Source organism: Mesorhizobium sp. M1078 (assembly GCF_040318615.1).
Taxonomy (GTDB): Bacteria; Pseudomonadota; Alphaproteobacteria; order Rhizobiales; family Rhizobiaceae; genus Mesorhizobium.
This window is the reverse complement of the sequence record NZ_JAMYMP010000066.1, coordinates 1-11,109: the sequence shown is the minus strand read 5'-3', so window position 1 is coordinate 11,109 and position 11,109 is coordinate 1. Positions and strand designations below refer to the sequence as shown.

The 11,109-nt window shown below is 59.4% G+C and carries 10 protein-coding genes; 4 read left to right on the top strand and 6 right to left on the bottom strand.

Annotated elements, in window-relative coordinates; translation table 11 throughout:
• Positions 1–321 precede the first annotated feature (321 nt).
• Positions 322–1,779 (top strand): NAD-dependent succinate-semialdehyde dehydrogenase, encoded by a 1,458-nt coding sequence (locus tag NKH38_RS32620; RefSeq protein WP_352765605.1) that lies wholly within the window; start codon positions 322–324, stop codon positions 1,777–1,779.
• A gap of 321 nt (positions 1,780–2,100) precedes the next feature.
• Here NKH38_RS32620 and NKH38_RS32615 read toward each other — a convergent pair whose 3' ends face one another.
• From NKH38_RS32615 to NKH38_RS32595, 5 genes are all read right to left on the bottom strand, one after another.
• The gene (locus tag NKH38_RS32615) at positions 2,101–2,310 is read right to left on the bottom strand and encodes a hypothetical protein (protein WP_023690577.1); all 210 of its coding nucleotides are present in this window, start codon (positions 2,308–2,310) and stop codon (positions 2,101–2,103) included.
• A 229-nt stretch (positions 2,311–2,539) separates the two neighbouring features.
• Complete coding sequence (locus NKH38_RS32610; protein WP_352765606.1) at positions 2,540–4,543, bottom strand: class I tRNA ligase family protein; 2,004 nt, start codon at positions 4,541–4,543, stop codon at positions 2,540–2,542.
• 326 nt (positions 4,544–4,869) lie between these two features.
• On the bottom strand, positions 4,870–5,649 hold the full coding sequence (locus tag NKH38_RS32605) for a phytanoyl-CoA dioxygenase family protein (RefSeq protein WP_023690575.1): 780 nt from the start codon (positions 5,647–5,649) through the stop codon (positions 4,870–4,872).
• A 492-nt stretch (positions 5,650–6,141) separates the two neighbouring features.
• Positions 6,142–7,446, bottom strand: a complete 1,305-nt coding sequence (locus NKH38_RS32600; protein WP_352765608.1) for a lysine N(6)-hydroxylase/L-ornithine N(5)-oxygenase family protein — start codon at positions 7,444–7,446, stop codon at positions 6,142–6,144.
• A gap of 9 nt (positions 7,447–7,455) precedes the next feature.
• Positions 7,456–7,854: a hypothetical protein gene (locus NKH38_RS32595; RefSeq protein ID WP_352765610.1), complete on the bottom strand. Its 399-nt coding sequence runs from the start codon at positions 7,852–7,854 to the stop codon at positions 7,456–7,458.
• 1,119 nt (positions 7,855–8,973) lie between these two features.
• Here NKH38_RS32595 and NKH38_RS32590 point away from each other — a divergent pair.
• Complete coding sequence (locus NKH38_RS32590) at positions 8,974–9,375, top strand: hypothetical protein (protein WP_352765611.1); 402 nt, start codon at positions 8,974–8,976, stop codon at positions 9,373–9,375.
• A 147-nt stretch (positions 9,376–9,522) separates the two neighbouring features.
• Positions 9,523–10,218, top strand: coding sequence for an OmpW/AlkL family protein (locus NKH38_RS32585; protein ID WP_023690572.1), 696 nt, complete (start codon positions 9,523–9,525; stop codon positions 10,216–10,218).
• 264 nt (positions 10,219–10,482) lie between these two features.
• Here NKH38_RS32585 and NKH38_RS32580 read toward each other — a convergent pair whose 3' ends face one another.
• The gene (locus NKH38_RS32580) at positions 10,483–10,701 is read right to left on the bottom strand and encodes a helix-turn-helix transcriptional regulator (RefSeq protein WP_352765613.1); all 219 of its coding nucleotides are present in this window, start codon (positions 10,699–10,701) and stop codon (positions 10,483–10,485) included.
• Between NKH38_RS32580 and NKH38_RS32575 the strand changes: the two genes are divergently transcribed.
• Positions 10,660–10,887 (top strand): DNA -binding domain-containing protein, encoded by a 228-nt coding sequence (locus tag NKH38_RS32575; protein ID WP_352765614.1) that lies wholly within the window; start codon positions 10,660–10,662, stop codon positions 10,885–10,887. The two genes, NKH38_RS32580 and NKH38_RS32575, sit on opposite strands and share 42 nt — an antisense overlap.
• Positions 10,888–11,109: the final 222 nt, after the last annotated feature.

The window sequence follows — 11,109 nt, the reverse complement described above, 5'->3', positions numbered from 1 at the left end:
CAAACCACCAAAACAAAAAATTTCCCCCCCCACCCCCCGCGGGGGCCCGCACCCCACCCCCGGCGGGGCCCCCCCACCACTTGGGGGGGGGTGGGCGGGGGGGCCCGCCCCGCCCCGCGCGCAACCGCCGGTCGAGCCCGGCTAGTAGAACCGCGACTCATCTTCTAGCGAATTCAGGTATTCTCCCTTTCCAGCTGGCAACTGTGGTCTGCTAGCTGTCTGGCCGAGGTCCTATGAGGAGCTTGGACGTCCGGACTACACACCGAACCTGCTATATACGCCTGGCGTTGAGGAGGAAACCGATTGCCCCTGTGCCCGCCGATGATCCGTCACCTGAGATCCCCTGACCTGTTTGGACCCATCGATCGCCTGCCGGCACTTGGCACGCGGATGAGCGAGCGGACATTCGAGGTCCTCAACCCGTCGACCGGCGAAGTGCTGGCAGAACTACCTGACATGGGAGTCGAAGAGACATGCGCTGGAATCGATAAGGCCTATGTCGCGCAGCCTGGATGGGCAGGGTTTACCGCCCGTGAGCGCAGCGATGTTCTATGGCGATGGCATGAGTTGATCATCGACCACACCGACGATCTCGCTGCAATTCTCACCGCGGAGATGGGCAAGCCGCTTGCCGAGGCCAAATCGGAGATATCGCATGCTGCGGCGTATCTGCAATGGTACGCCGAGGAGGCAAATCGCGTCTATGGCGAGACGATCTCCGCACCATCGACGGACCGCCGAATGCTGGTGATCAAGCAGCCCATCGGGGTGGTCGGCACGATAACCCCATGGAATTTCCCGGCCTCGATGGTGGCGCGCAAAATCTCGCCAGCCTTGGCGGCGGGCTGCACGATTGTCCTCAAGCCCGCTGAACAGACGCCGCTCGTGGCTGGAGCAATGTTCGCCCTCGCCCATCAGGCAGGCTTCCCCGAAGGCGTCGTCAACCTGATCTATGCGTCCGAAGGTGACGCGGTCGGCCGCGAACTTTGCACAAATCCCAAGGTCCGCAAGATCAGCTTCACCGGGTCTACTGAGATCGGGCGCTTACTTATGCGCCAGTGCTCGGACCAGATCAAAAAAGTCAGCCTAGAGCTTGGCGGCAATGCACCCTTCATCGTCTTCGATGATGCCGATATCGATGCCGCGGTTGACGGTGCGATCCAGGCGAAGTACCGCAATGCCGGCCAGACCTGCGTTTCAGCGAACCGCCTTTACGTCCAGTCGCGCGTTCACGACGAGTTCGTCGAGAAATTCGTTGAACGGGCTCGCCAACTTCAAGTTGGTGACGGTTTCGCGCTCGGAGTGGACATAGGACCCCTCATCGACAAGAAGGCTTTGGCCAAGATTGAATCCCATATTGCCGATGCCGTAGCTAAAGGCGGCGCAATTCGATGCGGGGGCAAACGCATCGGCACGAATGGCACGTTTTTCCAACCAACGGTCCTGACCGGTGTCACCAGCGAGATGACCGTCGCGCGCGAAGAGACATTCGGGCCGCTCGCACCGATTATTCGCTTCAAAGATGCGGATCAGGTCGTGCGTGATGCCAATGAAACGATCTACGGCCTCGCGGCCTATTTTTATGCCTCTAACCTGAAGCGTGTCTGGCGTGTCGCCGAGGCCTTGGAATATGGAATGGTCGGGGTAAATACCGGCCGGATGTCTTCGGAAGCGGCGCCGTTCGGTGGGATAAAACAGTCCGGGATCGGGCGGGAGGGATCCCGCCATGGCCTCGAGGACTACCTCGAAATGAAATATCTCTGCATGGGCGGCATCTGAACATCGGCTTGAAGGGTTCACAGACGGGGTAACCTAGCGAGCGATCTCCAAATATGTGAATTGTAGGATCGATCGGGAACTGAGGGGCGGCTCCGTAACCGAGCAACACGCAATCCTGAGGAGCGCCTCTCGACGAGACAAGCGTCTGCATGTCGGCGAAGACGGCGCGCAATGTAGGAGGATACGCTTGCGATTTAGTGGCCCTCGCCGACTATCTACAGGCGACGGGCTGTCGTTGCGCGGGTATGGTTGGTAGCTTGTGCACCATAGCTTCGTGAACGCTGGTATTCGTGGGCAGAATTTGACCTGCCATATTCCGATTCAGTAGCTCAGTTGTTCTTCGGCCGACGGCCCCGCCGGTACAGGCTCGGACAGAACCGAAGATACCATCAGGCAGGCATTCGCATTGTTGATCGGCGCACGATCCAGGGCGCCAGTTTGACCAAGCGGGTCGAACCGCATGACAGCCTTTGCCGGCTGGAGGACGGAAATGCCGATGCCGAAGAGGATGGTCAGCGCAGTCGAGCCCACACAGCATTTGCGGCACGAACAGCAAGGGCTGGGAAGCGATCGGCCGGCCGGTCCTCCAAGGCGCAGGTCAGGTTGTCGACGACGCGTTGGTTCAGGTCCGCTAATCTGGTCTCTATCGTTTGATAGCGGCTTCGGTCGCCAGCGGCAGCGAGTCAAGATATTTGGCATATCGGCTTTGATTGCCTCGCATTTAGTCAAGATTGGGTAGCTCACTGATGCATCTTTGGGCTCATAGTGCTTCCTCCTCATTAAGATGAGGATTGCCGGATTTGGCGTAGAACACCAACACGGGTCCGAGATCAAAGCGCGTCCCGGGCGCAAGGCGCTGGACGGACCTGGGCCATGTTTCGATTGAGACGCCATCGATGCCTCGCGCCAGCGTTCTGGCGAATCGGGGCATCAGCGGAGCGAGTGTCGGTGCCAGGATCGCAGCGGCCGCTGTCTGAAGAGCTAGCGAAGTCCGATTGCGGGCGGGATAGAAACGTCGCGCCGCCGCATAGTTTCGCGCCCGACGGTACATCACGCAATCCCGCACGAATTCGCAGACCCGAGTGGCCGCGCGCCGCACCGAGAAGCCTTCGTCCGAATATGCCCGCTCCATCGCCGCGCGATAGATCTCTATTCGAGCAAAGAAGGCGCGGTCGACTGGGCTCCAGTCGCCTGCATCGGGTACACGGCCGGCAAAATCCTGCTTGATTTCCTGGTCCAACGCATCAAGCCAGTTCAGCCAAATCCCTTGGAAGACCTCCTTCTCGGTGCGGCGCAGCCCGTCCAGCGTGAAATCCGTCCGCTCCCCTTCCGGGCGTGTCAGGCCCAAATGGAGGCGCACGACGTCGACTGTCTTTGGGCCCAGAACGTCCTTGCCCCAGACCGCGTGGCGGCAGCTGGTTGAAAACTTCTTGCCGTCGAGCAGGTAGAACTCGTTGACGTGATAGTGGATGCGCGGCGTCCAGTGGGAGAAGACCTCGGCGTAAAGAGCGGGGTAGAGTAGCGCGTGGAAGAACGAATTGTCGAAGCCGAAGAAATGGACAATCTGCCAATCGCTGCCGGGCACCTCCGCCTTCCAGTCGCGACCCAGCGAGCGGCCGAGCGCCTGGATGTTGTAAAGAAAACCGAAGGCCATCTCCGGCCAGACCCAGATCACTTGCCCCGGGAACCCTTCGGCCGGCAGGCCCCAGTCCGAGGGGTGGGTAATGGGGACTGAAAATTCGCCGCGTTGGCGTAGGCGCGCGAAGAGATCCAAAATGCGTAGCGGAACGCCTGATGCCCTTAGATGCCGGTCGATATTGTCGTAGCAGCGGTCCAGGGCAAGTTCCGGACGGCGGAGGGAGCCGACCAGCGGCGCTTCGGCAGACTGCCGTGACCGCGCTGCACCCAGGTCGTGGCAAAGGTTTGGGGCGCCGCATTCCTCGCAGATGTTGCCGGCGGCGGAGCCGCCGCAATCGGGACAGAGGCCTCTAACATCCGGCTCATAAAGATATTGGCCTGTCACAGCATCGAAAAGCGCAGGGCTCTGGCGCAGATCTACCGCCGTGCTGCTCAGAAGAGTTCGGAAACACGCAGCTTGAAATTCGCGGTAACCGTCATCGCCCATTGTGGCTTGGAAGCTGTGGACGTCACAATCGAGAAGTGAAAGCGTGGCGCGAATCTCATCGGAGTAGTAGCGCGCCACGTTTGCAGGCGTCCATTGATCGGTAGCGGCGCGTGTCGCGACGTAGCTCTGGTAATCGTCGCTTCCGGTCAGGTGATACGCCTCGACTCCTTTCATGCGCAGGAAACGGGTATAGACGTCGGCGCCGAAATAGGGGCCAGAAAGATGCCCCAGATGCAGATCGCCATTTGGCGTTGGCGGCGCGGAGAAGACGAAGGTCGGCCCGCGTGGAGCCGTGGTCTTTGCAGCGGCATCAAGGGCGGCCTCGCCGTCTCGCCAGTAGACATCGACGAAATCCAGGTCTTTGTTCCCGTCATTGCGCAGCACATGCGCTTCAAAAGGATGGAACAGGACGACGTCGCCGGCCTCGACCGAGATTTCCCCAAGGTCGGTGGTGACCTTGCCCGCACCAGACAGGACCACGAAGGCCTCGATTTCGTCGTGCCGATGGGGCTCGGATGTGACCCCGGGTCCAACCTTTCCGAACGAAAACCCCGTGCGAGCGCTGCCCGTTCCAAGCGTGGCCGTGTCGATACCGAACGCTCTCGACAGCTCCGTTCGAGAAAACGTGTATTTGCGCATGACAACGAACCTAAGCTGTTGAAGAGTGGGACGGACCTTCGGCTGCCAACGAACAGCCTCAAGTGCACTTCATGGAGAGAAACGGCAGTCCGACCCGTTGGCGGCCCGGCCAGGATAGTGCAGCTCTGGGCCGGGAGGCGGGCGACCAAAAGGGGGGCGCTAGTCGGGCTGTAGGCACACAGAAGACCGCCTGCGACCACCTCCACAATTCACGTGCCAAAGCGTCCGATGCTCCGCGAGCTCGCAAATCAGACCGCCATACCGTCCGCGCATTTTTTGAGCGGTCGATCAGTTTCGTGTGCATGCCTCCGCCTGGCTGCGTGAGCTCAATCGCGATAGAAGATCCCATTTGGGGGCTTGAGATTGTCGAGATCGGCCACTTTGCCCTCGGGCGGGTTAAGGGCGCGCTTAAGCACGTTATATTCAGCGCGGGTCGGCCCACCGGTTGAGGCACGCTGGAACACCAAGTAGAGTGTCCGCCGAGAACGATTGCTTTTGTTCGGTCGTGAGTAGTGCGGTGCGTAATCGTCGAAGATGAAGATGTCGCCAGCCTTCCATACTACGGGTTCCCAGGAGAACGTTTCGGCGACTTGAGGATAGATCACCCCACCGGCATCCATGGGAAAGACCCCCTTTTTGTGGTTGCCGGGGCTGAAGAAAAGCCCGCCGTTTTCCGGGTCGGAGTCGTCGATGCCTATGGCAACCACGGCATGGACCATCCGGTCGGGGAGTTTGTGTGGAATGTGATAAATGTCCTGATGCGGGAGATAGCCGCCGCTGTCGGGGTAGTGGAAAATCAGCAACTCCTTGAGCCTGCGCGAATCTTCTCCAAGCAAATCATCGACTGCTGACTTTATGCGCTGATCTTCTAAGAGCAAACGAAGCAATGGATCATGGAAGTCGAGAAAATTCTCGATCTTGGATATGATCTTTCGATTGTCCGTCGTCTTCTCGAACCACATGAGCCATTTATCATCGCTGACATCCCAGCGTGACACATCTTCGACAAAATTAGAGATATCTTCCTGAGCCGCTGGCGCAAAGAAGCTTTCGAGCCTGACGTATCCGTCTTTCTGCCACTTGTCTCTTTGTGTATCAGTCAACATGCGAAAAGCCTCCTGTTGGAAAGACTGAGTGGTCGGACCCCAATTAGGGCAGTCGGTGGCTAGTTGCGGTCCACGGAGACGCCCACGCATGTGGGACGGCGATGCTAAGTGCGTTCCGCTCCGACGGATTTTGTCCGGTGAAGCTCGGCGCGAGACTGCCTATGTCATGCTCGGCCGGGTCCAGGGCTTCGGTAAACTGGGCCGGATCAACCGCTTCACCCGGTCCAGCCACGACACGCATCGCTAAAGGCCGGCACCATCCGCTGACCGCCGACCCAGCCATGGCCCCCAAGACCACGGCGCTCTTTCGAGTGCGCGACCTGGTACGGCCTTGACAACGGTAGGGGAAATGCACGCCGCCAGAATAATGCGATGCGCCGCTTGGTCCAAGAACTTGTTCGGTCACGATGACTTCGGAGAAGCCTCCGGCCTTCGCAGCGGAGGCGGACATCATTCCCAGGATGCCACCGCCGATGATCAGAAGTTTACGAGTCATATCCCGCTGCCCATTTCTTCGGCTACGGAGGCGGGCCAGCTCTCGATCGACGTATGGCTGATGAAGCCAGGATGCTCGGGGTTCGCGCATGGCGCGCGCCCAAGAAGGCTATCGAGGATGCGGCGCGCGCGCCAGGCCAGCAGGCTTAGGTTCGGATCGGCCAGGCCGCGCTGCCCGAGGCTCGCGTTTTGTACGAAGATGCGCCTGTCACGCGGTCCGTCCCAGCTCACCGAAAAATCCTCGCGAATAGCTAATTCATTGTCGATATGCTCCAGCCGGTGCGCGATAGGTTCCAAGAAGTCTGGGATCGCGTTCTCGTAACCGGTGGCCAGCACGACGATATCAGCCCTGACTTCTTCGACCTCGACCACGCCGTGCTGCAGGGTCAGCCTGTGACCCGCGCCGGCGTTGATGCAGTTCGAGACGGTGCAGCCCGGCCGCAGTGTGATGTCGGATCGGTTTGGCTCGAAAAATGCGTGGCGGTAGAGCGCCTGATAGATCGCCCGCAACGTGCTTTCTGAAATGCCGTCCGAGGCAAGCACGAAACGCCGCAGGAGCAGCTTACGCTGCGACTCGCTCATGGCCGCGAAACGATCCGAAAAGCAGGGCATGAACAACTCGTTTGTGAACGGGCTGTTGTCCAGAGGCAGATAGTTTTCGCGCTGCGAGACCCAAGTGATCGAGGCAGGCCGCCGTTCTTTCGGCAGGCCGATAAGATGCAACATCACCTCGGCTCCCGATTGTCCTCCGCCGACCACGCAGACATGCTTTCTCCGCACCTCAGGGTGGATGTGCAGTAAAACAGATGAGTGGAACAGGTTGCGTCCAGTCCAGCCCTGGAACTGAGGCGGAATTTGCGCCTGCTTGCCAATGCCGACCACGACGTCTCTGGCGCCGAGAACCGCCTTATCCGTCCGCACCCGAAACTCGCCGTCAAAGCGGATTTCGCGTACTGTCTCACCGCCACGCACAAGTGGGTTCCTGTGGAAGACCCAGTTCAGGTATTGTTCGAACTCCACTCTGAGCACGGCATCGAACTGTGCGTTCAGGAAGTGATACAGACGCCCTTTCTCGTGCAGGAAGTTTACGAAAGTGTAGGCTGATCGCGGATTCACTAGAGTGACCAGGTCCTTGAAGTGGCTGACCTGGAGCTCCGAGGAATCGAATGCACTGCCTGGATGCCAGCGGAAGTCGACCTGCCGATCCAGGAACACCGCTACTTGCCCAACTTGCTCGTGTAGCTGACACGCAAGGCTCAAATTGGACGGGCCAGCACCGATCCCAACGCAAGATAACTCCACTGCTTCCTCCTATAGAGTCTTCCCACTGGACGGCTTGTTCGCGGCGAATATCGGCCACAGCCATTGGGCCCCCTCGCGGACGTTCGGAGCACCGGTCCCGACCGGGTTTGCGAGAATTTGTCCAGCGCGTTCGCGTCGTCGAATGTAGACCGGAGCATTCCAGCGCGGTGAAATCGAGGGGTCAGGCCGGCGACGTGGGGCAACGACGTATGTCTTTCCGTTCGTCTGGATGCCCGCGTCGCCGTCACGCGAGACGCTTTGCAGGCTCATTAAGGTGTTTGAAGCCGGCCCAATCGCCGGCCCGACCATGACGCGCCGGCCTTTCGGCGGCTTGATGGCAGGCGAGAGCGCGGTGTTCACTACGGCGACGTTCACTACGGCGACGGCATTTTCGGTGCGCATGATCATGGACGACGTCTCGCTGATGCGTTCGCAGAGTCCCATGCATGGGCCGTGCCAGAGAAGGAATCTTTATTAAACAACGGGTTGGCGGATTTACGATCCTGTCCGACATCCGACATTGAGGGGGGACGCTTCAGGGCGGCGCCCGATTTGCACTTCGGATAAAATAGTTTTCCGAATAGCTAATCGGGCACCCTCTGCATCAGAATACTTCTATCTTGTGGGGACCAGCACAGTCTTCATGAACGGACAGTGCAGAACCCTGCGTCTCTGTCGGACAGATCACGATATGCCGTGTCCATCGAGCTCAGCAGTTGCAAGAGCTGCCAGATCCTTCGCCCTATCGTGCCGTTGCACTGGCTCGATCCCGACATCCTCGGAGGCCGCGATCACGAAGAGTGACGCAAACTCATGTCCGCCGCGAGGCCTCTCTCATGGGAAGCAATTCTCTTTCTTGGTGAAGGATCGATGCTCATGCTCAGATGGTCGCGGATGGGCGGATGCCCGGCCTAAGCGCATCAATGAATCTCTGTACAGATAGCCGGAACAGAATTGGTTATTCTGCCGGTCCAAGGCACGACACCATTCCATCCCTGCGGCTCAATCCAGGCGGAGGGATGAGGCAGCAGTTTTTTGCGCGCCTACCGGTCGGCCAGGAATGGGAGCCCTCGTAAACGCAGGCATTCGATGATCGCTGCCGCGGAGCTCCTCAGGCGTGCCGTGCCCGACACCGGCAACGTCGTGGTCGTCAATCGTCCCGTCGCCGATGTCGATCCGAAGCTCGGCCAGTTCGCGGTGAGCTTCACTGCTATTCCGCAGTGCCCACGAGCTCGCACAGGAGATTCTACCAGGGCGGTCACGGCTGCACTCGTTGTCGGGTCTGCGACAAAGTCGACATGAGGCACACGGCAGTCAGAGCCATGTCATTGTTGTGAAATGGTTTTCTCGTTTGGCACGACACGTGCAAGACTATCCGCAAACGCGCTGCGGCAAGGACTGAGGAGAAATCATATCATGATCGAGCCCGCCGAACATGCAGTCGCAGCTGCGAAAACCGGGCCTTTCCGAGCCGACAGGACGTTGCGGTTATTTTCCAGTCGACACCATACTTCACGATATCCGGACATGACCGTATTCGATTTCCAACCAACGCTGAATGCCCCGCACGATGATCCCTATCTTTGGCTCGAAGATGTGGAAGGAGAACAGACAATCGCCTGGGCCGCCAGCCAGGCCAGGACCCTGGGGCAGTTCGGTGGAACACAGTTCAATCGTGACCAAGACGCGCTGACAGCGATCTTCGACCGTCCCGACAAGATTCCCGTGTTCATGCGGCGCGGTCAGTACCTCTACAATTCTGGCAAGACGGCCAGAAATCCGCCCTCGCTGTGGGGCCGGGACCACCATTGCCGCCTACGCAGATCCTGCTCGCCACCACGAAGCGAGCCGAACGCGCCCACCCAGGCCACGCGCGTAAGATGGTCGCAAAGCTGCAGCCCTCTGGTTATCCCGCTTACTTCTAAGTGAGTACAGGTGGATGATTGCGAGCACGGCGCAAATGTGTGTGCGCGGTCCCACGCACACTGCGCATGAGCGCTCCGCCAATATCACGCAATTCGAGCAAGACTTTTCGTAGTTCAATGCATTATTTCTGAAGAGCAAGGAGACAATATCATGGCGAGAAACAAAATGCGGGCCGCGCGGGGAGTAACAGCGGCCGTTGTCCTCATCGTGATGGGACAGCAGGCCATTGCGGCGGACCTTGCGCAAGCTGCTACCGTCCCGAAGGCAGGAGCCTTTGTCACGGAAGCGCCAAGCCCTTGGCAGATCCGGCTGCGTGGGTTGGGGGTCATCCCTGAGGATTCGGGTCACGTCAATGCGGTGCCCGGCTCTGGTCTTTCCTATTCGGACACGTTGACGCCGGAGCTCGATATCTCCTATTTCTTCACGGACAACATCGCCGCCGAGCTTATCCTCGGCACCACCTACGCCAACATCGAGGGCCAAGGAGCGATCGGCGCGCTGGGCAATATCGGCAAGGTCTGGCTGCTGCCGCCCACGCTCACATTGCAGTATCATTTTACCGATTTCGGCGCGTTCAAGCCCTATGTAGGCGCCGGCGTGAACTACACGATCTTCTATGACCAGGATGCCGGCAGCGCCGATGCTCTCAATGTTGAGAACACCTTCGGCACGGCGCTGCAGGTCGGATTCGACTACATGGTGGATCAGCACTGGGGTGTTAACTTCGACGTGAAGAAGCTGTTCCTCAAGCCAGACTTCGAGGTCACCGTCGACGGCGCGAGGCAGACGGGGAAGGCGGAGCTTGATCCCTGGCTGATAGGCGCAGGTGTCACCTACCGCTTCTGATGCTCGACGCAAAGGTGCGACAGCCGATCTGAGATGAAAGGGCGCCTCAGGCGCCCTTTCCACGCCGACTTCATCCAGCGCATAACAGCCGATTGTCGGGAGACTTGAAGAAGCCGTTATTCGGAGTCGGCGTCACCGATAGGCTGCCCGGGCCAGGGGCGCGAAGCCGAACGGGACAAGATGGCTGGGCCTGCGAAGAAGACCGGCGCGGTTCCGCGATGTCACGCACGCGGGCCCGTAGCAATTACTTGAAAGTCGGGTGGGTCAGGTCTGTTTGTCGGGCCGAACCAGATCCGTGTGGCTGACGCCGAGAGCCAATGCCAGTTCATAGATCGTGATGATCGTCGGATTTCTTCGGCCTTTCTCTAAGCCGCTGATGTACTGCTGGCTGAAGCCGGAAATCTCGGCAAGCTGCTCCTGCGTCAGACGCTTCCTTAGCCTGTGCACTGCTCGGACAGCCTCACGGTCTACGATAAATCGCATTTCACGACTTATATGCGGCTCCTAGACGCCTCCGCCGATGATGCGAGCGAAGAAGAGATGGCCCACGTCATCCTCGGCATCGATCCAGCACGCGAACCGGAGCGCGCCAGGAAGGCTCTTCGTAGCCATCTCGACCGTGCGAACTGGATGATCACTACTGGCTACAAGGAATTGTTCGCCGGCTGAACAATTACACCGTGCGCTCCATGTCCTGGATGGCGCGGCGAACGCCTCCACGCAGAGTCGGCAGGATGCTCACCGGCCGGCCTGAACCTCGCTCGCCGATCAGGTTTCGGCATTTCCCGGGTTGTGTGCGTCAAGTTCTGCAAAATGGGGCGGCCATGATGCTGGTCATGCGGCTTGGCGCAGAGCGAGCTTCTTGTGCTCGCGCAGGTCGTCCATGTTGAT